The organism is Achromobacter sp. SX5 (assembly GCF_056711425.1).
In genome coordinates, this window is record NZ_CM160041.1 from 1,782,110 (window position 1) to 1,808,103 (window position 25,994).

Annotated in this window: 20 protein-coding genes; 3 read left to right on the top strand and 17 right to left on the bottom strand. The window is 68.2% G+C overall.

The genetic code is table 11. The annotated features are described in order from the left end of the window. Positions 1-35 precede the first annotated feature (35 nt). From AC1M14_RS08475 to AC1M14_RS08510, 8 genes are read right to left on the bottom strand one after another with little or no spacing between them, the layout of a single operon-like run. Complete coding sequence (locus AC1M14_RS08475; protein ID WP_102772483.1) at positions 36-563, bottom strand: DUF4442 domain-containing protein; 528 nt, start codon at positions 561-563, stop codon at positions 36-38. A gap of 14 nt (positions 564-577) precedes the next feature. Beyond that, positions 578-1,777, bottom strand: coding sequence for an acetyl-CoA C-acyltransferase (locus AC1M14_RS08480; RefSeq protein WP_479731395.1), 1,200 nt, complete (start codon positions 1,775-1,777; stop codon positions 578-580). 1 nt (position 1,778) lies between these two features. Next, positions 1,779-4,169 (bottom strand): 3-hydroxyacyl-CoA dehydrogenase NAD-binding domain-containing protein, encoded by a 2,391-nt coding sequence (locus AC1M14_RS08485; RefSeq protein WP_479731396.1) that lies wholly within the window; start codon positions 4,167-4,169, stop codon positions 1,779-1,781. A 60-nt stretch (positions 4,170-4,229) separates the two neighbouring features. Then, positions 4,230-5,555: an OmpP1/FadL family transporter gene (locus tag AC1M14_RS08490; RefSeq protein WP_479731397.1), complete on the bottom strand. Its 1,326-nt coding sequence runs from the start codon at positions 5,553-5,555 to the stop codon at positions 4,230-4,232. A 31-nt stretch (positions 5,556-5,586) separates the two neighbouring features. After that, the gene (locus tag AC1M14_RS08495) at positions 5,587-7,566 is read right to left on the bottom strand and encodes a 3-hydroxyacyl-CoA dehydrogenase NAD-binding domain-containing protein (RefSeq protein ID WP_209165142.1); all 1,980 of its coding nucleotides are present in this window, start codon (positions 7,564-7,566) and stop codon (positions 5,587-5,589) included. Further along, positions 7,563-8,858 carry an acetyl-CoA C-acetyltransferase gene (locus tag AC1M14_RS08500; RefSeq protein WP_479731398.1) on the bottom strand — a complete coding sequence of 432 codons (1,296 nt, stop codon included), beginning with the start codon at positions 8,856-8,858 and terminating at the stop codon, positions 7,563-7,565. Before AC1M14_RS08500 ends, AC1M14_RS08495 begins: the two co-directional genes overlap by 4 nt. Positions 8,859-8,870: 12 nt before the next feature. Then, positions 8,871-11,219 (bottom strand): acyl-CoA dehydrogenase, encoded by a 2,349-nt coding sequence (locus AC1M14_RS08505; protein ID WP_479731399.1) that lies wholly within the window; start codon positions 11,217-11,219, stop codon positions 8,871-8,873. 43 nt (positions 11,220-11,262) lie between these two features. Then, positions 11,263-11,928, bottom strand: coding sequence for a TetR/AcrR family transcriptional regulator (locus AC1M14_RS08510; protein ID WP_479731400.1), 666 nt, complete (start codon positions 11,926-11,928; stop codon positions 11,263-11,265). Positions 11,929-12,301: 373 nt separating this feature from the next. Between AC1M14_RS08510 and AC1M14_RS08515 the strand changes: the two genes are divergently transcribed. From AC1M14_RS08515 to AC1M14_RS08525, 3 genes are all read left to right on the top strand, one after another. Next, a complete protein-coding gene (locus tag AC1M14_RS08515; RefSeq protein WP_479731401.1) occupies positions 12,302-13,900 on the top strand; it encodes a glucosamine inositolphosphorylceramide transferase family protein in 1,599 nt (532 codons plus the stop codon). Between the two features lie 561 nt (positions 13,901-14,461). Continuing rightward, positions 14,462-15,217, top strand: coding sequence for a response regulator transcription factor (locus tag AC1M14_RS08520; protein WP_209165149.1), 756 nt, complete (start codon positions 14,462-14,464; stop codon positions 15,215-15,217). Positions 15,218-15,573: 356 nt separating this feature from the next. Next, positions 15,574-16,239, top strand: a complete 666-nt coding sequence (locus AC1M14_RS08525) for a response regulator transcription factor (protein WP_102772480.1) — start codon at positions 15,574-15,576, stop codon at positions 16,237-16,239. Positions 16,240-16,482: 243 nt separating this feature from the next. Here AC1M14_RS08525 and AC1M14_RS08530 read toward each other — a convergent pair whose 3' ends face one another. From AC1M14_RS08530 to gmd, 9 genes are read right to left on the bottom strand one after another with little or no spacing between them, the layout of a single operon-like run. After that, entirely contained in the window at positions 16,483-17,736 is a 1,254-nt protein-coding gene (locus tag AC1M14_RS08530; RefSeq protein ID WP_479731402.1) for a WcaI family glycosyltransferase, read from the bottom strand. Next, positions 17,733-18,293 carry a putative colanic acid biosynthesis acetyltransferase gene (locus tag AC1M14_RS08535; RefSeq protein WP_102772478.1) on the bottom strand — a complete coding sequence of 187 codons (561 nt, stop codon included), beginning with the start codon at positions 18,291-18,293 and terminating at the stop codon, positions 17,733-17,735. Before AC1M14_RS08535 ends, AC1M14_RS08530 begins: the two co-directional genes overlap by 4 nt. Next, the gene (locus AC1M14_RS08540; protein ID WP_102772477.1) at positions 18,290-19,177 is read right to left on the bottom strand and encodes a glycosyltransferase family 2 protein; all 888 of its coding nucleotides are present in this window, start codon (positions 19,175-19,177) and stop codon (positions 18,290-18,292) included. Before AC1M14_RS08540 ends, AC1M14_RS08535 begins: the two co-directional genes overlap by 4 nt. A 12-nt stretch (positions 19,178-19,189) precedes the next feature. After that, positions 19,190-20,332 (bottom strand): glycosyltransferase, encoded by a 1,143-nt coding sequence (locus AC1M14_RS08545; protein WP_102772476.1) that lies wholly within the window; start codon positions 20,330-20,332, stop codon positions 19,190-19,192. Continuing rightward, entirely contained in the window at positions 20,325-21,617 is a 1,293-nt protein-coding gene (locus AC1M14_RS08550; RefSeq protein WP_102772475.1) for an O-antigen ligase family protein, read from the bottom strand. The genes AC1M14_RS08545 and AC1M14_RS08550 overlap by 8 nt, the downstream gene beginning before the upstream one ends. A 35-nt stretch (positions 21,618-21,652) precedes the next feature. Continuing rightward, entirely contained in the window at positions 21,653-22,555 is a 903-nt protein-coding gene (locus AC1M14_RS08555; protein ID WP_102772474.1) for a glycosyltransferase family 2 protein, read from the bottom strand. A gap of 20 nt (positions 22,556-22,575) precedes the next feature. Next, positions 22,576-23,892, bottom strand: a complete 1,317-nt coding sequence (locus tag AC1M14_RS08560) for a lipopolysaccharide biosynthesis protein (protein WP_102772473.1) — start codon at positions 23,890-23,892, stop codon at positions 22,576-22,578. A 24-nt stretch (positions 23,893-23,916) separates the two neighbouring features. After that, the gene (locus AC1M14_RS08565) at positions 23,917-24,870 is read right to left on the bottom strand and encodes a GDP-L-fucose synthase family protein (protein WP_102772472.1); all 954 of its coding nucleotides are present in this window, start codon (positions 24,868-24,870) and stop codon (positions 23,917-23,919) included. Between the two features lie 6 nt (positions 24,871-24,876). After that, positions 24,877-25,986 carry a GDP-mannose 4,6-dehydratase gene (gene gmd, locus AC1M14_RS08570; protein ID WP_102772471.1) on the bottom strand — a complete coding sequence of 370 codons (1,110 nt, stop codon included), beginning with the start codon at positions 25,984-25,986 and terminating at the stop codon, positions 24,877-24,879. Positions 25,987-25,994: the final 8 nt, after the last annotated feature.

The window sequence follows — 25,994 nt, forward strand, 5'->3', positions numbered from 1 at the left end:
GTCGCGCAAACGGCTGACGGCGATGTCCGGGGAGGTCAGGGCGGCGGCCCGGAGTCCGCGCCGCCGGTGTTCTTGCGCTTGTAGAACGTCTTGTCCGCGATGTAGATGCTGCGCTCCACCACGGCGTAGACGACGCCGTCCTTGTCCTTGAGTTCGACCGTGTAGTTGCGGGTGGTTTCGTGATGCTGCGCCAGCAGCCGGCGGATCTCCGCGATCTCGCCCGGCGGCAGCCGGAAATCGGCGTACAGCGTGGCGTAGGCCGGCTTGCGGTAGCGGATGGTCGCGGCCTTGTCCCAGACGATGTGGTCCGCGCCCAGCGCGGACATCAGCATGGTGGGGTGGGCGCCGTCGGTCACCGCGAACAGCGAGCCGCCGTACATGGAGCCGACGATGTTGCGCGTGCGGCGCAGCAGCGGCAGCTTGATGCGGATGTGCTGGAAATCCGGCGACACGTGCACCACGCGCCCGCCGGTGGCGCGGAACGCCGGATGCAGGTTGAATCCCACCCGCATCAGGCGCGCGCGCCACCGCGGCGACAGGCTCTTGAACCAATAGGGCTTCATCGCCGGCGCGCCGCCTACATGGCTTCGAACAGGCCGGCCGCGCCCATGCCGGTGCCGATGCACATGGTCACCAGCCCGTACTTGCCGCCGGTGCGGCGCAGGCCGTGGACGATGGTGGCCGTGCGGATCGCGCCGGTCGCGCCCAGCGGATGGCCCAGCGCGATGGCCCCGCCCAGCGGGTTGACCTTGGCCGGGTCCAGCTTCAGTTCGCGGATCACCGCCAGCGACTGGGCGGCGAAGGCTTCGTTCAGTTCGATCCAGTCCAGCGCGTCCTGCCCGATGCCGGCGCGCGCCAGCACCTTGGGAATGGCCGCGACCGGGCCGATGCCCATCACCTCGGGCGGCACGCCGGCCACCGCGAAACCGGCGAAGCGCGCCAGCGGACTCAGGTTGAATTCGCGCAGGATGCGGTCGGACACCAGGACCACGGCGGCCGCGCCGTCCGACATCTGCGAGCTGTTGCCGGCCGTGACGCTGCCGCGCGCCGCGAACACCGGCTTGAGCCGGGCCAGCGCCTCGGCGCTGCTGTCCGGGCGCGGGCCTTCGTCCACCTCGACCAGCCGGCGCACCTCGCGCACCGCGCCGCTGGCGCCGTCGGGCAGGTGCGCCACCACTTCGTAAGGCGTGATCTCGGCGCGGAAATGGCCGGCGGCGATGGCCGCGCAGGCCTTCTGGTGCGAAGCCAGCGCAAAGGCGTCCTGGTCCTCGCGCGAGACCTTCCAGCGCTCGGCGACTTTTTCGCCGGTCAGGCCCATGCCGAACGCCATGCCGAGATTTTCTTCATGCGCGAAGATGGCCGGGTTCATCGCCACCTTGTTGCCCATGATCTGCGGCATGGCGCTCATGGACTCGGTGCCCGCGCCTATCATGATGTCGGCCTCGCCCATGCGGATGCGCGCGGCGGCGTCGGCCACCGCCTGCAGCCCCGAGGCGCAGAAGCGGTTCACGGTGACCCCGGCCACGCTTTGCGGCAGCCCCGCCAGCAGCAGGCCGATGCGCGCCACGTTCATGCCCTGTTCGGCTTCCGGCATGGCGCAGCCGGCGATCACGTCTTCGATGCGGGCATGGTCCAGCCCCGGCGCCTGCGCCAGCGCGCCGTTGATCGCCGCCGCCAGCATGTCGTCGGGCCGCGTGGTCGCGTAGGCGCCGTTGCGCTTGCCCACCGGCAACCGCGTCGCCGCCACGATGTAAGCGTCTTGAATCTGCTTGCTCATATCAATTCCTCAAGGGCTTGCCGGTGTCTAAAGTGTGACGGATGCGCGCCTGCGTCTCCGGTGTGCGCAGCAGCGCCATGAATTCCCGGCGTTCCACCGCCAGCAGCCATTCCTCGTCCACCTTGGCGCCGGGGTCGATCTCGCCGCCGCACAGGGCCACGGCGGCGCTGCGCGCCACGCGGTAGTCATGGGCGCTGATCATGCCGCCCTCGCGCATGTTGAGCAGCACCATTTCGAAGTTGGCGATGCCGCCGCGCCCGGCCACCGGCACGTCGCGCAGCCGCGGCGGCGGCGTGTGGCCGGCCTCGGCGGCGGCGCGGGCCTGGCCGATGGCGACGAACAGCAGCTCGTCCGGATGGAAAACCACCACGTCGCGGTCGCGGCCGAAGCCGGCCGCGATGGCCTCCAGCGCGCTCTTGGCGACCTGGGCGGTGGCGATGTTCTGGAACACCGACTGCAGGTAGGGGAAGACCTCGCCCGGCGTGGCCGTGCGCGCCGCCAGCGCGGCGGCGCGGCCGGCGAACTCCTTGCTGCCGCCGCCGGCCGGAATCAGCCCCACGCCGGCCTCGACCAGTCCGATATAGCTTTCCAGCGCCAGCACCCGGTGCGTGGCGTGCATGAGGAATTCGCAGCCGCCGCCCAGCGCCATGCCCTGCACCGCGGCCACGGTGGGAATCTGCGCGTACTTGAAGGCCTGCGAGGCGCGCTGGAATTTCTCGACCGTGGCTTCCAGCATTTCCCATTGGCCGGCGGCGCAGGCTTCCGACACCTGCTGCAGATTGGCGCCGAGCGCGAAGGGCGCGTCGTGCCAGATCACCAGGCCGTCGAATTCGCGTTCGGCGCGGGCCACCGCCTGCAGCACGCCTTCCAGTACTTCGGCGCCCAGCGTGTGGTTGCGCGACGTGACCGAGAGGATGGCGATGCCGGCGTCGTGCTCGGGCAGATGCCACAGGCGCACGCCTTCGTTTTCCCAGACCGTGGCGCCGCGCGCGGCGGCGCCTTCGCCGTACAGGCGCTCGGGGAACAGCTGGCGGCGGTACACCGGCAGGCTGGAGCGCGGATGCAGCTGGCCGCTGCGCGCCGAATACGAGCCTTCGGGCGTGTGCACGCCCTGGCGGGCCGGCTCCAGCGCCCACGCCGGCAGCGGCGCGTCGCTCATGGCGCGGCCGGCGGCGATGTCCTCGGCCACGGCCGCGGCGATGTCCTGCCAGCCGGCGGCCTGCCAGGTTTCGAACGGCCCTTGCGACCAGCCGAAGCCCCAGCGCATGGCCAGGTCCAGGTCGCGCGCGTTGTCGGCCACGTGTTCGAGCTGCACCGCGCTGTAGTGAAAGATGTCGCGAAACAGGCTCCACAGGAACTGGGCCTGCGGATGGGCGGAGGCGCGCAGCGCGGCGAAGCGGCGCGCGGGATCGCGTTCCTTGAGCAGGGCGGCGACCTCGTCGGCCAGCTTGCCGGCACTGGGCACGTAGTCCTGCGCCTTCAGGTCCAGCACCTGGATGTCGCGGCCCTGCTTGCGGTAGACGCCGGCGCCGCTCTTCTGGCCCAGCGCGCCCTTGGCGATCAGGGCCGACAGCCAGCCGGGCAGGGCGAAGTACCGGTGCCACGGATCGTCAGGCAGGTTCTTTTCCATGGTGCCCACGACGTGGGCCAGGGTGTCCAGGCCGACCACGTCGGCGGTGCGGTAGGTGGCGCTCTTGGGGCGGCCGATCTTCGGGCCGGTGAGGGCGTCGACCTCGTCGAAGCCCAGCCCCAGGCGGGACGTGTGGTGCATGGCCGCCAGGATCGAGAACACGCCGATGCGGTTGGCCACGAAGTTGGGGGTGTCCAGCGCGCGCACCACGCCCTTGCCCAGCTTGGAGGTCAGCCAGGTTTCGAGCTGGTCGAGCACGTCGGCGCGCGTGTGCGGAGTGGCGATGATTTCCACCAGCCGCATGTAGCGCGGCGGGTTGAAGAAGTGGATGCCGCAGAAGCGTTCGCGCAGGCTCTCGGGCAGCGCGTGGGCCAGCGCGTCGATCGACAGGCCCGAGGTGTTGGAGGCGATCAGGGCGTCGGGCGCGACGTGCGGCGCGATGCGTTCGTACAGCGCGGTCTTCCAGTCCATGCGCTCGGCGATGGCTTCGATCACGAGGTCGCAGCCGCGCAGGCGGTCCAGGTGGTCGTCGTAGTTCGCCGGCGTGATCAGCGCCAGGCGCGCGGCGCCGGCCAGCGGCGCCGGCTCCAGTTTCCTCAGGCCGGCCAGCGCCTTGTTGACGATGCCGTTGCGATCGCCCTCGGGCGCGGCCAGGTCGAACAGCGTGACGGGCACGCCGGCGTTGGCCAGGTGGGCGGCGATCTGCGCGCCCATGACGCCGGCGCCCAGGACGGCGGCGTGTTTGACGAGGAACTTGCTCAAGGAAGTCTCCTGAAAAAACGGAGGGCGGGGCGAACCCGCCCTCCGGGCAGGGCGGAAAGGCTAGAAGCGGGACGACAGCTGTACGCCCAGGATGTGGGCGTTGCTGTCATAGGTGCCCGCGACGCGGCCCTTGGTCAAGGCGTTGCCGGACGTGGTGTCGATGTCCGTCTTGCGCAGGTACAGATAGGTGTAGCCCACGTCCAGCGTCGTGTTCTTGCCGGCCTGCCACTGCACGCCGGTCGAGAACCAGTAGCGGTCGTTGTCGGGCAGCGAGGTCGGGCGGTCGGACGCCTGGTAGACGGGCGACTGGTCGAAGGCCACGCCGAACTTCCATTTCCAGTCCGGCGCGAACTTGTAGTTCGCGCCCAGCGCGACGCGCCAGCTGTCGCGGAAGTTCAGCGGCAGTTCGTCGTCGCGCGCGCCGGGGCCGGAGTTGCGGATCTTGAGTTCGGGAATGCTGCTCCAGCCGGTCCACGACACGTCGCCCAGCAGTTCCCAGCGCTCGTTGAGCTGGTGCGCCGCGCTCAGGATCAGGGTGTCGGGCAGCGTCACCGAGGCCTTGGCGTCGAACGAGACCGAGTTGCCGCGCGGGTAGATGTTGTCGATGTCGGTGTCGCCCTTGGCCGTGTGCTTGATCTTGGAGCGGTACGACAGGCCGATGCGGGTGTCCTCGGTCGGCTGCAGCATGAAGCCCACGTTCCAGCCCCAGGCGTCGCCCTTGAGGTTCAGGTCGGCGTCGCCGGTGGTGCCCAGCGGCATGCCGGGCACGGGCAGCACGGTCTTTTTCTTGTAGTTGGCGTCGATGTGCTGCCAGTTCAGGCCGAAGCCCATCGAGAACTTCTCGTTGACCTTGTAGGCGATCGACGGGTTGATGTTGATGGTCTTGATGTCGAACTTGTTGGAGTGGTACTGGCCGACCCAGCCGTCGTCGTAATCGGTCATCAGGCCGAACGGCGCGCCGATGCCCAGGCCGATGTACCACTGTTCGTTCAGCTGCCACGAGCCGTAGAGGTTGGGAACCACGCCCAGGCTGCCGGCGTCGCCGCCGTTGCCGCCGGTGGGGACCGAGCCGCCCAGGCCGGTGCCCGGCAGGCCCGGGATGCCGGGATTGCGGCTGTCGCCGTTGTCCTTGAACTTGAACGACGGCCTGATCAGGTTGACGCCGCCCGAGACGTTCAGGCCCGGCAGATAGGTCATGCCCGCCGGGTTGTAGTAGATGATGCTGGCGTTTTCCGGATTTGCCGCCGAGCCCGCGTAAGCGTTGCCCAGGCCGCTGGCGTTCTGCTCAAGAAGCTGGAAGCCGGCGGAATGGGCCGTCGTTGCCGCGCCCAGGCCAACCGCGACGGCCGACAAGGTGCTCAAGGACAAGGAACGTTTGCTGCGCATGGTGATGCCTCCTCGTGTTTGATGTATGTCTCTATTGCACTGCGGGTCCTGCCAGCCCGGCCGTTGCCGGCCTGTCGCTGCCTTGGTAATGCATGGGGCCGCCCGTGAAGGGAGCGAAACCCGTGCCGAAAATCACGCCGGCGTCCGCCAGGTCGGCGTCGGCGACGATGCCTTGCTCGACGCGCTCGCGGGTGGCGTCGATCAAGGGCTGAATCAGGCGGCGCGCCAGTCCCGGCGGGGCGCCAGGGGAGGCCGCGCCATTCTTGACGGGCTTGCCGTCGCGCCAGGCGTAAAAGCCCTGGCCGGTCTTCTTGCCCAATTCGCCGCGCGCCAGCCGGTCGGCCAGGCAGCGCGGCGGCTCGGCGCCGCCGGCCAGTTCCTCGCCCGCGGCGCGCGCGATGTCCAGGCCCACGGTGTCGGCCAGCTCCAGCGGACCCATCGGCATGCCGAAGGCCACCATCGCCGCGTCCACGGCCTGCGGCGCCAGGCCTTCGTCCACGCTGCGCATGGCCTCCAGCATGTAAGGCGCCAGCACGGCGTTGACCAGGAAGCCGGGCGCGCTTTTCACCGGCAGCGCCAGCTTGTCGATCTGGCCCACGAAGGCGCAGGCCCGCGCCTGCGCCGCGCCGTCGTCGCCGTCGGCGTGCACCACTTCGACCAGCGGCATCTTCGCCACGGGATTGAAGAAGTGGATGCCGACCAGTTGGGCCGGGCGCGCCAGGCCGGCGCGCAGGGTTTCCAGCGGCAGGCTGGAAGTGTTGGTGGCGAGCAGGGCGTCGGCGCGCATGCGCGGTTCCAGCGCGCGGTACAGCGCGCGCTTGGCCTCGGGCTGCTCGCTGATGGCTTCGATGACGACGTCGGCCAGCGGCACGCCGTCGCCCGCCGGGTCGGGAATCAGGCGATCGAACGCGGCGCGCGCCAGGCGCGGGTCCTTCAGGCGGCGGGCGTACAGCGCCGCGGCGCGCTTGAGGGCCGGCGCAATGCGCGCCATGTCCTGGTCCTGCAGCGTGACCGTCATGCCCTTGAGCGCGCACCACGCCGCGATGTCGCCGCCCATCACGCCGGCGCCCACTACGTGCACGCGGCGCGCCGGCGGGACGCCGGGCTGCTTGCCGTTGGCCTTCAGGCGTTCCTGCAGGCGGAACACGCGCAGCAGGTTGCGGGCGGTGCCCGAGGCGATGATGCGGTCGATCAGCGCGGGCGCCTGCAGCGCGTTGCCGCCGTGTTTTTCCCAGATGTCGACGATGGCCGGCGCCGCGGGATAGTGGCCCTGCGGGTCCTTGGCCGCGATCTGCTTGCGCGCGCGCGAGGCGATGATGGCCTTCAGCGGCCAGTGGTCGGTGCAGCGCCTGAACCAGGCGCCGGGGCCGCGCGCGCGACGTGGGGCCTTGCCCGACAGCACGGTCTGGCGGGCCGCGGCCAGCAGCAGCCGCGGCGGGACGCGGGCGTCGGCCAGGCCCAGCGCCGCGGCGCGGCGCGCGTCGGCGCCGCGGCCGGTCAGCATCATGTCGAGCGCCGCCGGCGCGCCGATCAGCCGCGGCAGGCGTAGCATGCCGCCCCAGCCGGGGAAAATGCCCAGCATCACTTCGGGCAGCGCCAGCGAGGTCCCCGGCTGGTCGGCCACCAGGCGCCAGCGGCAGGCCAGCGCCAGCTCCAGGCCGCCGCCCAGGCAGTGGCCTTCGATCAGTGCCAGCGTCGGGTAGCGCAGCGCGGCCACGCGGTTGAACAGGTTCCAGCCGCGCGCGACCAGCGCGCGCGCCTGCTCGGGCGTGTCCAGGCTGGCGAACTCGTTGACGTCCGCGCCCACGATGAAGCCGGTGGTCTTGCCGGAGCGGATGATCAGGCCCGCCGGCGGCTGCGCGTCCAGCGCGTCCAGCACCACGGCGAGTTCGGCCAGGGTGTCGGCGGACAGGGCGTTGACGGCGCTGCCGGCGCGGTCGAAGGTCAGCCACGCCAGCCCGTCGGCCTCGCGCTCCAGGCGCCAGTGGGAAAGCGTATCGATCGTCGTCATGGGCGGTCCTCGTCCAGGGTTTCGACCAGCATCGCGCCGCCTTGGCCGCCGCCGATGCAGATGGCCGCCATGCCGCGCCGCGCGCCGCGGCGCTTGAGCGCGTCGAGCAGATGCAGCACGATGCGCGCGCCGGATGCGCCCACCGGGTGGCCGATGGCGATCGCGCCGCCGTCCACGTTGAGCCGGGCGCGGTCCAGTTCGCCCCAGGCCGCGGTGCCGAAGTGTTCCCGGCAATAGGCTTCGTCGCGCCACGCGGCCATGCAGGCCAGCACCTGGGCGGCGAAGGCTTCGTTGATTTCCCACAAGTCCAGATCGTTGAGTCCCAGGTTGTGGCGTTGCAGGATAGGGGTGGCGGCATGCACCGGTCCCAGGCCCATCTGCGCGGGGTCCAGGCCGGCCCACTGGCTGTCGACGATGCGGCCCAGCGGCCGCAGATTCCATTTGCGCACGGCTTCTTCGGAAGCCAGCGCCAGCATGGCGGCGCCGTCGGTGACCTGCGAACTGTTGCCCGCCGTGATGTTGCCCCAGGGCTTGTCGAAGACCGGCTTGAGCTTGGCCAGCTTGTCGGGCGTGGAGTCCGCGCGCACGCCGTCGTCCTCAGCGTACAGCCTGCCTTGCGTGTCGATCAAGGCGGCGATCTCGCCCATGGCGCCGGCGGCGCGGGCCGCCAGCGCGCGCCGGTGGCTCTCGGCCGCGTAGGCGTCCATCGCCTGGCGATCGATATTGAAGCGGGTGGCGAGGTTCTCGGCGGTCTGGCCCATGGACAGGCCCACCACGGGGTCGGTCAGGCCCTTGAGCAGGCCGATCACGGGCGCCAGGTTGCGCAGCCGGAACCGGCGCAGCATCGCCAGCTTGGCGCCCGCGCCGCGGGCCCCGTACCAGCCGCCCAGCCAGCGCACCATGTCGTCCGAGAACAACACCGGCGCGCGCGACAGCGCGTCGGTGCCGCCGGCCAGCACCAGTTCCGAACGGCCGGACTGAATGTTGGCGATGGCGGAATCCAGCGCCTGCATGCCCGAGGCGCAGTTGCGCATCACGGTCCAGCCCGGCACCTTGTTGCCGCAGCCCAGGCGCAGCGCGATCACGCGGCCGATGTTCACTTCGTCGGGCGAGGGCGCGGCGCAGCCCACGATGACCTCGTCCAGGTCGGTGGGCGCGTAGGGCTGGCGCAGCAGCAGGCTGCGGCCGGCCTGCACGGCGAGATCGCCGGCCGAGAACGGGCCCGGCCCGCTGCGCGCCTTCAGGAAAGGCGTGCGCAGGCCATCGACGACGTAGACCGGTTTGAATGCCATCCGTTGCCTCCTTCAGGCGACCTTGCGTTCGGCCGCGGGTTCGATGTCCTGCCCCGCGCCGAAGTCGAAGGCGAAATCATCGACGCGCACCACGGTGTCGCGCAAGCGGTTGCGGCGCTGGACCACCGCGTATTCCTCGGCGGTGATGCCGCCTGCCGCATAGGCGGCGTCGGCGATGTCGCGCACGTTGGCCTTGGGGTTGCCGTCGAGCGCGCCGCGCTTTTCGAGTTCGCGGATCTTGGCTTCGATGGGCTCGGCCTCCAGCGTGGCCGCCAGCGCCAGTTCGATCGCGCCTACCGGTTCCTGCTCGGTGGCCGGCAGGTGGCAGCCCGCGGTCAGGCGGTCGCGCGCCGCGCCCGGCTGGATCAGCAGGCGCGCCACGTCCTGGCCCAGACGGTCCGACGGCAGGGCCTGGGGGCGGCCCCACGGGAACACCAGGCGGGCCAGCGCCCAGGCGGCCGCGCGGTTGGGGAAATTTTCCAGCACGCCGTCGAAGGCCTGCTGCAGCCTGTACAGCGCGTCCTGGACGGACCAGTGCGCCAGCGGCGCGTCGGCGGCCTGGCGGCCCTCGTCCTCGTAGCGCTTGAGCGCGGCGCTTGCCAGGTACATCTGCGACAGGATGTCGCCCAGGCGCGCCGACAGGCGCTCGCGCCGCTTGAGGCTGCCGCCCAGCACCAGCATGGCGCTGTCGGCCAGCAGCGCGAAGGCGGCGCTGTAGCGGCTGAGCTGCTGGTAGTAGCGCTTCATTTCGGGCGCGACGTCGGCGTCCACGCGCACGTAGCGCGCGCCCGTCAGCGCGGTGCCCGCGGCGCGCAGCGCGTTGCGCACGACGAAGGCCGCGTGGCCCCAGAAGGCGCGGTCGAAATCGATCAGGCCCTGGCGGCGGTCGGGCGACTGGGCCGCCTGCATTTCCGCCAGCACGTAGGGATGGCAGCGGATCGCGCCCTGGCCGAAGATGATCAGGCTGCGCGTGAGGATGTTGGCGCCTTCCACGGTGATGCCGATGGGGATCTGCTGGTAGGCGCGGCCCAGGAAGTTGGAGGGGCCCAGGCAGATGCCCTTGCCGCCGATCACGTCCATGCCGTCGTTGACGACCTGGCGGGCGCGTTCGGTGACGTGGTATTTGACGATGGCGGACACGACCGAGGGCTTTTCGCCGAGGTCCACCGCGCCGGCGGTCATGGCGCGCGCGGCGTCCATCATGTAGGTGTTGCCGCCGATGCGCGCCAGCGCTTCCTCCACGCCCTCGAACTTGCCCACCGGGGTGCGGAACTGGCTGCGCACGCGCGCATAGCCGCCGACGGCGCGCGCGGTCAGCTTGGACATGCCGGTGTTCGACGAGGGCAGCGAGATCGAGCGGCCCGCCGCCAGGCATTCCATCAGCATGCGCCAGCCCTGGCCGGCCATGGCCGGCCCGCCGATGATGAAGTCCAGCGGCATGAACACGTCCGTGCCGCGCGTGGGACCGTTCATGAACATGGCGTTCAGCGGGAAATGGCGGCGGCCGGTATCGACGCCGGGATGGTCGTGCGGCACCAGCGCGCAAGTGATGCCCAGGTCTTTCTTGCCGCCCAGCAGGCCGTCCGGGTCGTACAGGCGGAACGCCAGGCCCAGCAGCGTGCAGACCGGGGCCAGCGTGATGTAGCGCTTGTCCCAGGTGACCCTCATGCCTATCACTTCGCGGCCCTGCCATTCGCCCTTGCAGACGATGCCGCTGTCGGGGATGGCGGCGGCGTCGGAGCCCGCCCAGGGGCTGGTCAGCGCGAAGGCCGGCACTTCCTCGCCGCGCGCCAGGCGGGGCAGGTAGTGGTTCTTCTGTTCGTCGGTGCCGTAGTGCAGCAGCAGTTCGGCCGGGCCGAGCGAATTGGGCACCATGACCGACACGGCCAGCGCCGAGGAGCGCGTGGACAGCTTGGTCACGATCTCGGAATGGGCATAGGCCGAGAAGCCCAGGCCGCCGTATTCGCGGGGAATGATCATGCCCAGGAAACCCTGGGTCTTGAGGTAGTCCCAGACGGGCGCGGGCAGGTCGTAGCGCTGCTGCGTGACCTCCCAGTCGTCGACCATGCGGCAGGCCTCCTCGGCCTGGTGGTCCAGGAAGCGCTGCTCATCCTCGTTCAGCCGGGGGCGCGGGTACGCCAGCAGCCGGCTCCAGTCCGGGCGGCCGCGAAACAGCTCGCCTTCCCACCACACGGTGCCGGCCTCGAGGGCGTCGCGCTCGGTGTCCGACATCTGCGGCAGCACCTTGCTGTAGAGCCGGAAGACCGGCGCCGACAGCAGGGCGCGGCGGATCGGGCGCACGCCCAGCACGACGGCCGCAAGCAGCACGATGACGGCCAGGGCGAGGATGACTGCGTTCATGTTCTTGCCTCCATGTTCTTCGTTTGCGGCCGGCCGTCCCGCCCTAAGGCACTTGCGGCAGGGGCGAGCGCAGCCCGCCCAGCAGAAAGCTCATCAGGCGGGGCAGCAGCAGCTCGGGGTTGTTGGGTTGCTCGGCTTCGTCGATGGTCCAGCCGGTGACGGAGCGCAGCAGGCCGGTGCCGATGATGGCGTACGAGGTGGCGCCCAGCATGAACTGGAAGCGCCACATGATTTCCGCCCTGGGCACGTCCGGCAGCGCGGCGAACAGCGCGTTGCGGTAGCGCTCCAGCACGTCCGCGTACTCTTCGGCGAACAGCGCGCGGATGAAGTCGGACGGGTCGGTCATGGTGCGTTCCAGCAGCGGCAGGAAGGTGCTGCCGGCCTGCGCCGGATCGGCGGCCAGGCGCAGCAGCGTGCCGAAAAAGGCGTCCACGATCTGCGAGGGCTTGAGGGGCCGGCCTTCGGCCTGCGCCTCCAGTTCGTCCAAAAGCCGCAGGCGCTCGCGGTTCAGCACGGCCAGGCGGCGTTTTAGCACCGCCTGGACGAGTGACTCCTTGGAGCCGAAGTGGTAGTTCACCGAAGCAAGGTTCACGCCGGCCGCGCTGGTGATCTGGCGCATCGACGTCGCGTCGTGCCCCTGCTGCGCGAACAGGGCCTCGGCCGTATCCAGGATCGCGTCACGGGTAGTGGGCTGGCTGATTTCTTGCATAAGGTTGAATTCAAACGTTCGTTTAAAAACCATTATGCGCTAGCGATGGCGGAGATGCGAGCCTCGGCTATCCCGAATAGGGTTTACCACTAGCGGCGCAGCCGCGAGCCGCCGATACGCCGTTGGCAGCCCTACGGCTCCTACCGATGGACGAGGACTTCCGGGCAGGCCGGCGAGCGCTGTGCTCGGCCGTCGGAATGATGAACGGGCCGCCCGCCTCGGGCTGCCGGCCTAGATTAAATGCGGGCTGGAACATAGGCGCAAAAGACCGCAGTATCAGCGCGAGGAGATAGAGACGCACACCATCGATGAGACCGCCAAGCATGGCTAGCCCGTTCGCTGTACGGGCAGCGGTGCAGACTCAGGAGCAGAAATGAAGACCTTCAAAGTGGGACTGCTGGTTGACGGGCTGGAACAGCCCGGCTGGATGCACGAGATGGTCGAGTGGCTCCGGCACAGCCAGGATTTCGAAGTTGCCGCTTTGCTGGTGATGCACGCGCCTAGCGAGGAGCCGCGCCTGGGCGTCAAGGCGCTGTTCGGCACGCTGTCGCGCCTGGAGGGCAGGCTGCTGCCGGCCAAGCAGCGCGCCATGCTGGAGTGCCGCGACCTGCGCGGCAGCCTGCCGGCGGACTCGGCCGCGGTCGTGCCGCTGGCGCACCAGGCCGCGCCGGCGGCGCTGCAGGACGCGGTGGCCACGCTGGAGCTGGACCTGGTGATTACGCTGGGCACGTCGCCGGCCTCGCGCGAACAGCTGCAGGACTGGGCCCGGCTGGGCGTATGGCAGCTGAGTTATTCCGATATCGCGGTGCAGACCAGCCGCTACGCCGGCTTCTGGGAGGTCTACCAGCGCGAGGACCACACCACGGTAAAACTCTGGCGCGTCGGCGCGCGGCTCGAAGACGACGAGCTTCTGGACCAGCGCAGTTTCAACACCGAAGTGTTCTGGTTGAAGAATCAGGCGCGCGCATTCAGCCTCGGAAACTTCATGGTTTATGACGCGCTCCAGGCGCTCGCGCGACTGCGCCAGGGGGCGGCGCCGCCCGGCATGCAGATCATGAGCGGCCAGCGCCGCGCCGATCCGGCGGAGTGGAATTCCGCCGCTTATATCGCGCGCCAGGCCTGGTTGATGTCGGATTTGATTGTGCGGCGCGTCATGAAACGCAATATACGCTGGCGGATTGGAATGTTCCCGTCTTTCCGGCAGCAGGCCGTAGTATCCGAGGCCATGGTCCTGCAACCGCCCAAGGGCAGATTCTTCGCAGATCCATTTGTATATACCCAGGATAAAAAGCCATATATATTTTTCGAGGACTACGATTTTAATTCCCGCAAGGGTACGATCTCCGTCGCGACCTACTCCGACGGGGCTTTCCGCCTGCTGGGCACGGCCCTGAACCTGCCTTACCACCTTTCGTTTCCGTATATATTCGAGCACGAAGGCGTGACATACATGGTTCCGGAAACCTGCGGAAATCGCAGTATAGAATTATGGAAATGCACGGAATTTCCATTGAAGTGGGAGCTGGATGTTAATCTGATGACCAATATATCCGCCGTCGATACGATTATTTTTAAGCACGGAAAATATTGGTGGCTATTAACTAATATCGACCGCACGGATGGCCAGAGCCACTGCGACGAATTATTCGCCTTCTTCGCCGATTCGCCGCGCTCGACCGAGTGGACGCCGCATGCGTGCAACCCCATCGTGCGCAATCCGATGCGGGCCCGCAACGCCGGGATCGTGGTGTCGCCCGAGGGGGAAGTGATGCGCTGCGCCCAGTACCAGGGCTTCTGCCACTACGGCAAGGGCGTCTCGCTCAACCGGATAGAGGAGCTGTCGCCCTCCACCTACGTCGAAACGGACGGCGAAATCCACTACGCCAATTTCCTGAGGAAGCGTCATGCTTCAATGCACCATTGGCATCACCAGGGCGGCCATACGGTATTCGACTTCGCTTATATGGAGTAAATGATGCGCGTGACGCACAAATTAAAATGTTACCCATATTTCGAATAAGCAATGCGCCTACGGGCGGAATGTGTCAGCAGATACATCTGGACAGAAATCGGGCCTGGCGCCCGCGTTTTACGGCCGTGTCCGGCAGATGCCCGGACGCGGCTTTTTCACGGCCGGAGCCGCGCCCGGCCTAGCGGGGACGCATGCCCGCGCCACGGCTTTCATAGGGAAAGGCAAGTGTGGACGCCGAAAATCCTGGTGAAAACCCTAGCGCCGGAAAGCATCAAAGCCGCTGCTCAGCCATATTTACTATATTGATTAAGGCTCACGAATGATGTCTGTTTTTATCGGATTATATCGTGGGCAAACGTCTTGATTTTGCGGATTTCGAACCATAAGATGGGTCCATGCCATCCGTTATGGTGGCTACCAAAGTCTCCCAGCCCAAATGTCCCGGTTCAGCTTCATTAGATATTCCGGGATATTGCGGACCACCCCCGCAGGGTTGGAAAAAAAATAGTCTTCAGCACAGCGAAGATCCTTTCTAGGCCGTCGAAAAACCGGGAGGACACCATGGCCAAGATGGTCCTGATTGAAGCCCATCCGCTCCTGCGGCTGGGGTTGTGGCAGATTCTTAGCAAGTTGGACGATGTGTGGGAAATCGAGGGGATGGGCCTGGCGGATATTTCCAAGGCCGATGGCGTGCACGCTGGCGCCGATCTCCTGATCTATGGACTGCCGGTGGATACCGACGAAGCGTGGAGCGCGCTGCATGAAATCCAGCGGGTGCTGACGCCGAAGCGGATCCTGCTTCTGACGGACGTCATGCCATTGCCGATGCCGGTGCAGGGCCTGCCGGGAAGCAGCATCTACGGCTGCCTGATGAAAACGGCTTCGGTCGAAATCCTGGAGGCGGCCATCCGCCTGGTCATGGCCGGCGGCCAGTGCTTCCCCAGCGAGCAGGCCATCCAGGCGCCGGCGCAGCAGTCGGTGTGCGCCTTGCCGGCGCGCGACGCCGAGGACGCTCCCGCCAAGAGCGCCATGCCGGTCAGCGCGGGCGCGCAGTTGCTGCAGATCACCCCGCGCCAGTATGAAGTGCTGGTGCTGCTGGCCCGCGGCTATCCGATCAAGACGGTCAGCAGGATGCTCAATATCTCGGTGGCGACGGCCAAGACGCACGCTTGTACGCTGTACCAACGGTTGCATGTCAAAAACAAGGGCGAAGCCGTCTACGCGGCGCTGCAGCGCGGCGCCACGCTGGAATGGCACGAGCCCAGCAGTGGCAGGGATGTGGACGCAGGACAGATGTATGGGCGCAAGGTGGGATAGCGCTTGCCGGTCGCGCAGTCGGTCCGGCAGTCCGGGACGTCAGGCGTCCCGCTGCCGGATGCGCATAGCCATCGAGGCTACGCCGTTCATAGCAGTGCAGCGGTCGCAATGCAAGCGCATTCCACCGCCATTCATCCACCTGTACGAGATTCAGCGGACGTAGCCGCTGATAGCATGGGTTGTGTCCGCAAGCATGGCTCGAAAGGGCGAACCACCGCCGCCTCGCCAATGCGATCCGATGCTGTGGGCGAGCTTCCCGTGAAGTCGATGACGCCGTCACGCCGCGATAGCGGCAAGCGATGCGCCAGCGTCATGGGAACCGTGTATGGGCCGAGTGTCACAAGGTTCCCCCGGGGATGACAACCGTACTGATCGAAGACTACGCTCTGCTTCGTGTGGCGATCCAGCATGTGCTGGAGCGCGTACGCAACGCCGACGACATCCTGGCCATCTCGCCAGCGCATCTGCTCAACATGTCCAGCTCTATCAACCGCCCAGTGGAACTGCTGGTGGTGGGTTGCAGCGGCCTGGCGGAACAGGACGTGGGCCTGCTGTCGCAGTCCATGGCGTTCTTCATGCCGCGCCTGGTGCTGGTGCTGTACACCGTGCTGGACCAGGGCGTGATGACGGCATGCGCGCGCGCCGGCGTCGCGGGCTATCTGCCCAAGGCCTCCAACCCGGACGCGCTGGCCGCGGCGGTGAGCCTGGTGATGGCGGGCGGCCAATGCTATCCGCAGGCGGTGGCCCGGCCGCAGGGCGCCACCCAGGCCGCGCCGCAGGCGCTACGCGAGCTGACGCAAAGACAGGAAGAGATCCTGCAACTGCTGGTGCAGGGCAAGACCATGCGCGAGATCGGCGAACAGGTCGGCATCTCGGTGGCCACCGTCAAGAGCCATGCGCGCACCCTGTATTGGAAGCTCAACGCCCGCAACCAGGCCGAAGCCGCCTACATCGCCGTGCAGATGGGCCTGGTCCGCAACGGCGCCCCCCCGACCGCGATCCGCCAGGATGAAGACCCGTAGGATGGGTCAAGCGCGAGACCATAGACACAAGAACCCAAGCGCCAAACGCGCGCAACCCATCAGGCGGCGCCAGCCGCCGTTTTTCGTCGCATGCAGAGTTGGATTTCTTGCCGGCACCAGAATTGCCGGCTTGCGCCGGCCGATGGGTTACGCGCGTTGGAGATCCGGCGTTCTGGCCCGGGCAGGCGCGCGCTGCACCCATCCTACGCGCTGAACGCCGCATGAAGACCGGTTTTCCCCGCCTCAAATCCCGGCGTTGCGCTCGGTCGGTTTGCCTTTCGACTCGGCCACCGCAATGAACTCACGCTCCGCCTCGGCCAGCACCGCATCGATGTGCAGATGCGCCAACGCATACTGCCGCGCGGCCGCGCCCAGGGCTTCGCGCCGGGGCGTGTCGTCGGCCAGCGTACGCACGGCTTCGGCCATGGCCGCGCCGTCTTCGGGCGGGGTCACCAGGCCGCAGCGCGCCACGACGGCGGCCAGTTCGGTGCCGGGCGCGGCGCCGCAGACCACGGGCCGGCCGCTGGCCAGCATGCCGGTCAGCTTGGACGGCATGACCAGGTCGGCCGCGCCGGCGCGTTGCGGCAGCAGGTGGACGTCGGCGGTGTTCAGCAGTTCGCCCAGCCGCTCGGCCGGCTGCAGGTCCAGGAAGCGCACCCGCTCCAGTCCCTGGCAGGCGGCCTGCAGCGGCGCGCGTTCCGGGCCCTGGCCGCAGAACACGAACCATAGGCGGGTCTCGCCGTCCAGGCGGCGCGCCACGTCGGCCAGGGTCTGCAGGCCCTGCTTGCCGCCCATGTTGCCCGAGTACAGCGCGACCACGGCGTCGGCCGGAATGCCCAGTTCGGCGCGGTAGTCGCCGCCGCTGCGCGGCGCGATGGCGTTCACGTCTATCCAGTTGGGCAGCAGCAGGGCGCGGCCGGGGTCGACGCCTTTGGCCAGCGCCAGGTCCAGCATGCGGCCAGAGATGGTGGAGACGCGGTCGAAGCGGCGCATCAGCCAGCGTTCGGCGCGGCGCACGGCGGCGCGCAGGCCGGCGCCCTTGAGCAGGCCCAGCTCGAAGGCCGCGTCCACTTCGTAGTCCTGGATGTGCAGCCACGCGCGCGCGCCGCACAGCCTTGCGGCCAGCCACGCGGCGGGCGCGCAGAACAGCGCCGGCTCGACCACCAGGATCAGGTCGGGGCGGCCGGCGGCGGCGCGCAGCAGCGACGGCAGGCTGGACAGGGCGAAGCTGGACAGGTGGATCAGGCGCTTGAGCCCGCCCGGCCTGGCCGGCACCCAGAGCGGCGCGCGGCGCACGGTGACGCCGCGCCGCGTTTCCTTGCGATAGCGGCCCGCGCGGTAGCCTTCCTGCACCTGCCACTGGGGGTAGTAGGGCGGGGCGGTCACGACGTTGACCTGATGGCCGCGCGCGGCCATCCATTCGGCCATTTCGGCGCTGTACTTGCCGATGCCGGTCAGCTCGGGCGCGTAGTTGATGCCGTAGACGAGGATTTTCATGCCGGGCCAGCCTGGCGCGGCCGCACCGGCCGGCAGGGATTGCCGTGGCAGATCATGCCGGCCGGCAGGTTGCGGAATACGGAACTGCGGGCGCCGACCACGGTTTCGCGCCCCACCGTCACGCCGGGACCGATGAATACGTCGGTGGCGACCCAGGCGCCTTCCTCGATGCGCACCGCGCGCTCGCGCAGCGGAAACGCGGGCTGCGCGGCGTCATGGTCGGCCGCGCACAGGTAGCTGCGCTGCGACACCACGGCATGGGCGCCGATGTGGATGGGCCCGAGGCTGTAGATCACCGCCTCGTCGCCGATCCAGGCGTAGTCGCCGATCTCCACCTTCCAGGGGTAGGTGACCGTGGCGCTGGGCCGGATCAGGACCTTGCGGCCGATGCGCGCGCCGAAGCAGCGCAGCAGCCAGCGGCGAAATCCGTACGCCACCTGCGGCGACCAGCGAAACAGCGTGCCCTGCACCATCCACCACAGCTGCACCGTCAGGGCGGAGCGGCCGCGCTGGCCGGGCGCCAGCGTGAACTGGTCCAGACGCTGCAGGGCGCTCATTTCGCCGCTCCCGCCACGGCGTCGTCGCGCGCCGCGGCCGCGCTGGCCTGGCGCGCCTTCTGGATTTCCTCGGTCTTGATGCGGATCTGCCAGTAGTACATGGCGCGCGCCACCGCGTAGTCGTAGCCGGCCTTGCCGTCCAGGAAGCCGAGCCGGAACACGTAGGAGTGCAGAAAGGCGATCGGCGCCTTGAACGGCATGGCCTGGAAGATGCGCTTGAGCAGGGCGCGCGCGCCCACGTTGGCTTCGCGCGGGTCGTTCATCAGGCCCTTGGTGCGCAGGTTGGCTTCCCAGTCGGAATAGCGGTTGTGCTTGTCGAAATAGTGGAAGAGCGAATCGTGGTCGTTGTGCACCATGCGCTCGCGCAGCGCGAAGGTCTCGCCCTCGACCTGCGGCTGGTAATGCCCCTCGACCTCCCACATGTGGGCCACGTCCAGGTCGTCGTAGTCCAGGAAGCGGGAACGGTCGCGCGCCAGCAGCGCCAGCTTGTAGACGCGGTGGCCGTGCTCCAGCTTCTTGCCGCAGAACACGTAGTCGAAGGGCACGAAGGCGCCGCCGGCGCCGGCGGCGAAGCGCGGCAGCGCCTCGCGGATCTCGGCGGCCAGGCCCGGGGTCATTTCCTCGTCGGCGTCCACGTACAGCACCACGGGATGCGAGAACGGCAGCTGCTCCAGGCACCACTGTTTCTTCTTCGGATACTTGCCGTTCCACTGGAAGTTGGAGACCTTGGCCCCCAGCGCGGTCGCCATGGAGCAGGTGGCGTCCGTGCTGTTGGAGTCCACCACGAAGACTTCATCGAATTCGACCAGCGCCTTCAGGCACTTGGCGATGTTGCGTTCCTCGTTCTTCGTCATGACGACGACCGAAACCGGTATCTTCTGCATGATGCTTCCTGTTCAGGGCGTGCCGCGCTGCATGAGCGGCTGAAATAGCGAGATGACGTTGCGGCAGTGCCGCTCCAGGGAAAACGCGTCGGCGCGTTCGGGGCCCTGGGCGGCCAGCCGCTGCCGCATCTCGCTGTCGTAGGCCAGGCGGCGCACCGCGTCGGCCAGCGCCGCGGCGTCGCCCACCGGCACCAGCAGGCCGTAGCGGCCCGCGTCCAGAATTTCGGCAGGGCCGTGGGGACAGTCCGTGGAAATCACCGGCACGCCCAGGCACAGCGCCTCGACCAGCACGTTGCCGAAGCTCTCGCGCACCGAGGTCAGGGCGAAGGCGCCGGCGCCGGCGATCACCGGAAACGGGTTGTCGATGTGGCCGGCCAGCCTGACCGGGGTGCGCGAGCCGTGCTCGTCGATGCGTTTCTGCAGGGCGTCGTGTTCGGAGCCTTCGCCCAGGATGGTGAAGGCGATGCCGGGATCGTCCAGCAGCGCGGCCGCGTCGATCAGGGTGGCGTAGTCCTTGACCGCTTCGAGGCGGCCGACCGCCACCACGTGGTAGGGCGCCTGCGCCGGGGCCTGCTGCGGCGGCTGGGGCGCGGCGGCCGCGCCCTGGCGGCGGACGTTGTCCAGCGGCACGCCGTTGTAGATGGTGTGGACCTTGCCGCGCAGCGGCGGGAACATGCTGACCAGGTCCTCCTTGACGCCGCGCGATACGCCGACCACGGCGTCGTGGCGCCGGTAGGTCTGGCTCACCAGCCAGCACTTCAGGCGCCGCATGCGCGAGGCGCCGTAATGGATGGCGGGGCTGCTGTGCTCGAAGGCGACGGTGCTGAAGCGGCCGCGCAGCAGTTTCTTGGCCAGCACCACCAGCATGTTGCACAGCAGGCCGTGCGAGCAGACGATGGCCGGCTTGTCGCGCCGGATCTGGCGCAGCAGGCGCAGGAACGCCACGGGCAGCATCAGGCGCAGCGCGGCGGGCGATTCGTACACGGGCAGCGCCCGCGTGACCTTGGGGTTGGAGACGGGATACTCCCGGTTGCGCGAGCGCAGCAGGAACAGGGCGGAATCCACCCCCTGTTCCGGCAGCGCGTCCACGATGAAGGCGACGCATCTTCCGACGCCGCCGTGCAGGTCCGGCGCGACAAACAAAACATCAGGCATGTGGGATCACTCGTGTTGGCGCCCGGCGCGCGGCGGCCGGACGGGGGCTGGGGGCGGGCGGCGTAGTCGAGGGAACGGGCATGATCTGCGCATTGCGCATCAGCGACAGGCAATAGCACAGCAGGAATCCGGTGAAGGCGGTCTTGGGCGCGTAGGCCAGGCCGCCCGAGAGCGAATCGATGAAGATGTAGATGGGCGCGGTGGCCAGCAGATAGCGCCGGTGCAGCTCCAGGCCGGGATGGGCGTAGCGCCTGAGCAGCGTCAGCAGCAGGATGAGCAGCGGCGGCAGCATGATCATGATGGTGCCGACCACGCCGAACTTCATCAGGTAGAAGGCCCAGGAGTTGTGGGCGAAGGTGCTCAGCTCGAAGCCGTTCTCGCCCATCACCCAGCTGCGAAAGCCGGCGCCCTTGCCGAACACCGGGCTTTCGGCGAAGGAATCCATCTGCCCCTGCATCTCCTGGATGCGCGCGCCGTAGCTGGAGTCCTCGTCCAGGCGCTCGACGCTGAAGATGCGGTTGGTCAGCACGTCCAGGTAGCCGATGCTCGCGAACACCAGCACGCCGGCGATCGCGGCCGGCGCGAACACCAGCACGGCGCGCCGCCGGATCTCTGGGCCGGCGCCCAGCAGCACGGCGATCAGCACCGAGGCGGCCAGCTGCAGGTACTGGCTGCGGTTGAGCGAAAACACCAGCGCCAGCAGCATGTAGACGGTCAGTGCATAGGCCTTGGGGCCGGATACGTTCAGCGTGCGCCGGAAGTACAGCAGCGACACCACGCCGAAGGGAATGGCCCACACGCCCAGGCGCACGTTGCGCAGCGGATTGGACACGCTGAAGCCCTGCAGCTGCTCCAGCAGCATCAGCGTGGCCACGGCCAGGCAGGCCGCCACGATGTACTTCTGCAGCACGGCGTAGGCATGCGGGCTGTCGATGTCCTTGTAGCAAAGGAACGGCGTGCACAGGAAATAGAACACGATGCGCAGGTCGCGCGCCACGTCGCCGGTCTCGATGCCGGGGTGGTCCACCGATACCAGCAGCAGGTAGACCACCGACAGCGCCTGCAGCCCCAGCAGCAGGCCCAGCAGGCCGCGCGGCAGGGCGTAGGCGCGCGGGTCCGCCAGCCGCAGCGCCTTGACCCCCAGCATGGCGACGAACAGGAAATCGAAGGGCGACAGCTTGAAGCTGCCCACCCCCAGGATGAAGCGGTCGTCGTTGAGCGCCAGCGCGGTGAAGGCGAACAGGCCGAGCAGGTGCAGAGTGGAAAGGCGGCGGTGCGGATTCATTGCGGCTTTTCTCCGTCAGGCTGGGCCCGGCGATGCTAGTGGGCGGCCCAGTCGTCGCGGCCGAAGATCTTGGTGGTCAGCTTTTCGAACAGGTAGGACAGATCGCCCTGGCGCGCGTGCGCGGCCACCTTGGAGGCCCTGCACGACAGTTCGAACAGGCGGCCCAGGCCCGGCTCGGTGCGCCGGATGCGGGTCACGATCTGCTCGCGCTCCTCCAGCAGCACGTCCTGCATCAGCGCGGTCTTGGTCTCGTCGTGGACCGTGTACACGCCCATGGCGTCGGGCACGATCAGGTTCTTGCCCTCGCGCAGCAGGCGGCTCCACAGCTCCAGGTCCATGCAGTAACGCATGCTTTCCTGCAGCAGGCCGTACTTGCGCAGCAGGTCGCGGCGGAAGATGGCGGACTGGTTCGGGATGGAGGCCTTGACCACCGTCAGCGTGCCCCGGTTGACCGGGGTGTAGTGGATCTTGCGGAAGATCCGGTTGTTGGCGTCGGCCACGAACAGGTTGCCGCTGACGATGGGCGCGCGGCCCTTGGACGCGGCCGCGCCCAGCTTGCGCAGCGCGCCCGGGAAATACAGGTCGTCGGAGTTCTGCCAGCCCACGTAGTCGCCGGTGGCGCGCTCGAAGCCCTTGTTGATGGCGTGGGACTGGCCGCGGTCGGGCGTGCTTTCCCAATAGCTCAGGTAGCGCTCGTACTTGCGGATGATGTCCACGCTGCCGTCGGTCGAGCCGCCGTCGATGATGATGTACTCCAGCCGCGGATAGCCCTGGTTCAGCACCGACAGAATGGTGCGTTCCAGGAAGCGGGCCTGGTTGAACGAGGGCGTCACGATGGTCACCTTGGGCATCAGGCCGCCGGCGATCGGGGCTGGCGGGCGGAGCTCGCGGACAAAGTCGATGAGCTGGCGTGAATACTCGTTATGGCGCTTGCGCATGGAATACCTCAGCTTGTTGGTTATCGGGTGGCCGCAGGCACGACACCAGGGAAATCGGGACGGGATTGGCGGATGGCGAAGGCCACGCCCGCCAGCGTGATCGCCGCGTAGGCCATGCGGCCCCAGGCGGCGGCGTGTTCGCCCGCAATCTGCACCAGCCCCGCCATGACGCACAGCATCGCCAGGCCGCCCAGTCCGTTCAGGATGGCGACCGCCCGCGAATTGCCGAGTCCGAGCAGGGAGAAATGCGCCGCGGCGTTCAGGGACAGCAGCCCCGACGCGATGATGAGCAGCTGGAAGGTTCCAAGGTGGTCCTGGGCCACGCTGGCGCTGAGCAACATGTTCAGAAGCGGGCGGCTGACGGCCAGCACGGCGATCGTGGCCCCGGCCGACAGCGCCAGGTTCCACAGCATCATGCGGCGGATCTCGCGTTCGGCGGCGCCGGGATAGGGAGGGGAGGCCGACAGCCGGCTCACGCGCGGCATGGCCTTCTGGAAAATGGCGACCGAGGCGGTGTGGATGATCTGCCCGACCTGCACGCCCACGGTATAGATGGCCAGCGCGGCGGGCCCCATCAGGCTGCCCACCAGCACGCGATCCACCGAGCCGAAGGCCAGCGCGCTCAGGCTGTTGAGCCAGGACCAGCGCGAAAAGCGGAAGGCGTCCATCATCGCGCCGCGGTCGCGCACGGGGCGCACCACCAGGCGGCCGTAGGCGCGCGAGAACACGCCCATCTTGACGCTGCCGGCCAGCAGCAGCCCGAGCGCCTGGGCCAGTCCGGTCCAGGTGGGCGAGGCCGTCATCCAGGCCGTGGCGCAGGCCAGCGCCATCGTGCCGCTGCGGCTGAACACCTCGCACAGCGCCGTGGCGCGGAAATCCTCGCGCCCCTTCAGGCAGCCCGAGAACAATTGGTCGTACTGCTGGGTCAGGTAGATGGCCAGCGCCGGCAGCGCCAGCATCGTCACCGCCACGCCGCCGAAAGTGGCGTCGGGCCAGCCCAGGCCCACCGCGCCCCACAGCATGAGGGCGGCCAGCGTCACCACGCCCAGCGCGCAGCCGATCAGCGACATGCTGACGCCGGCGGCGCGATAGGCGCCGCCCGGCTCGTGCAGGCGCTCGGACACCAGCTTGGTGGCCGTCACCGCCGCGCCCAGGTTGGCGGCGTTGCCGAAGCCGGCCAGGGCGATGATCATGGAATACTGGCCGAAGCCCACCGTGCCCAGCTGGCGGAACAGGATGGGCAGGGCCACCAGCGCCGCCACCGGGCCGATGCCGTACTCCACCAGCCCCCAGAAGGAGGCGTTGCCGGCGATGTGTTTCCTGAGCAATCCGAGCATGGCGAGGGCCTGTCGATACGGCCGTCAGGCCACGGGCAGCGCTTGCTGCGTGCGCTCGCGCAGGAAATGCCCGTAGGCCAGCGTGATGCCGTGGGTCAGCGAGATCTCCGGCTTCCAGCCCAGCGCCTGCATCCGCGACGAATCCATCAGCTTGCGCGGCGTGCCGTCGGGCTTGCTGGTGTCGTAGACGATCTCGCCGGTGTAGCCGACCACGCGCGCCACCAGCCTGGCCAGGTCGGCGATGGAGATGTCCTGCCCCGCGCCGATGTTGTAGATGCCCTCGGCGTCGGGATGCTCCATCAGCATCACGCAGGCCTGGGCCAGGTCGTCGACGTACAGGAACTCGCGCAGCGGCGCGCCCGTGCCCCAGATGGTCACGGCGTCCTGGCCGGCTTCGCGCCCTTCATGGAACTTGCGGATCAGCGCGGGCAGCACGTGGCTGTTCTGCAGGTCGTAGTTGTCGTGCGGGCCGTACAGATTGGTCGGCATCGCGCAGATGAAGCGCGCGCCGTATTCGCGCTGGTACGCCTCGCACAGCTTCAGGCCCGCGATCTTGGCGATGGCGTACGGTTCGTTGGTGGATTCCAGCGGCCCGGTGAGCAGGGCGTCCTCGTGGATGGGCTGCGGCGCCTCGCGCGGGTAGATGCATGACGAACCCAGGAACAACAGCTTGCGCACCCCCGCCGCGTGGGCGGCGCGGATGACGTTGCACTGGATCATGAGGTTCTTGTACAGAAACTCCACCGGGTGCGTCTGATTGGCCAGGATGCCGCCCACCTTGGCGGCGGCCAGGTACACGACGTCGACCGGCGTGGTCGAGAAAAAGCGGTGCACCTGGTTCTGGTTTTCCAGGTCCAGTTCGGCGCGGCTGCGGGTGATCACGTTGCCGTAGCCGCGGCGCTGCAGCTCGCGGGTGATCGCGGCGCCCACCATGCCGCGATGCCCGGCGACGAAGACGCGTTGCTCCTGGTTCGTCATGTCCGACTACTCCTTGTAGGCGTAGATTTCGTAGCCGTTCTGCTCGACCAGCGCATCGCGCCGCGCGTCGCGCAGGTCGCTCTCGATCATTTCCTTGACCAGTTCGGCGAAGGAAGTGCGAGGCGACCAGCCCAGCTTCTCGCGCGCCTTGGTGGGATCGCCCAGCAGGGTTTCCACTTCGGTGGGGCGGAAGTAGCGCGGGTCCACGCGCACGATGACCTGGCCGGGCTTGACGTCGTGCACCGGCGAGAACAGCACGGTGGCGGTCTCTTCCAGGCCTTCGCCTTCCCAGGCCAGCAGGATGCCCAGCTCGCGCGCGGCGGTATTGATGAACTCGCGCACGCTGTACTGCATGCCGGTGGCGATCACGTAGTCCTCGGGCGTGTCCTGCTGCAGCATCAGCCACTGCATTTCGACGTAGTCGCGCGCATGGCCCCAGTCGCGCAGCGCCGACAGGTTGCCCAGGTACAGGCACTCCTGCAGGCCCAGCACGATGCGGGCCAGGCCGCGGGTGATCTTGCGGGTCACGAAGGTCTCGCCGCGCTTGGGCGATTCGTGGTTGAACAGGATGCCGTTGCAGGCGTACATGCCATAGGCTTCGCGGTAGTTCACGCTGATCCAGTAGGCGTACAGCTTGGCCGCCGCGTACGGGCTGCGCGGATAGAACGGCGTGGTTTCCTTCTGCGGAATCTCCTGCACCAGGCCGTACAGCTCGGAGGTCGAGGCCTGGTAGAAGCGGGTCTTGTTCTCCAGCTTCAGGATGCGGATGGCTTCCAGCAGGCGCAGGGTGCCCAGGCCGTCGGCGTTGGCGGTGTATTCCGGTTCTTCGAACGAGACCCCGACGTGGCTTTGCGCGGCCAGGTTGTAGATCTCGTCCGGCTGCACCGACTGGACGATACGGATCAGGCTGCAGGAATCGGTCATGTCGCCGTGGTGCAGCACGAAGTTGCGCGGCTGGTCATGAGGGTCCTGGTACAGGTGATCGATGCGGGCCGTATTGAACAGGGAAGCGCGCCGCTTGATGCCGTGGACCTCATAGCCCTTGGCAAGCAGGAACTCCGCCAGGTAGGACCCGTCTTGGCCGGTGACGCCGGTAATCAATGCCCGTTTTGGCATGGTTGTAT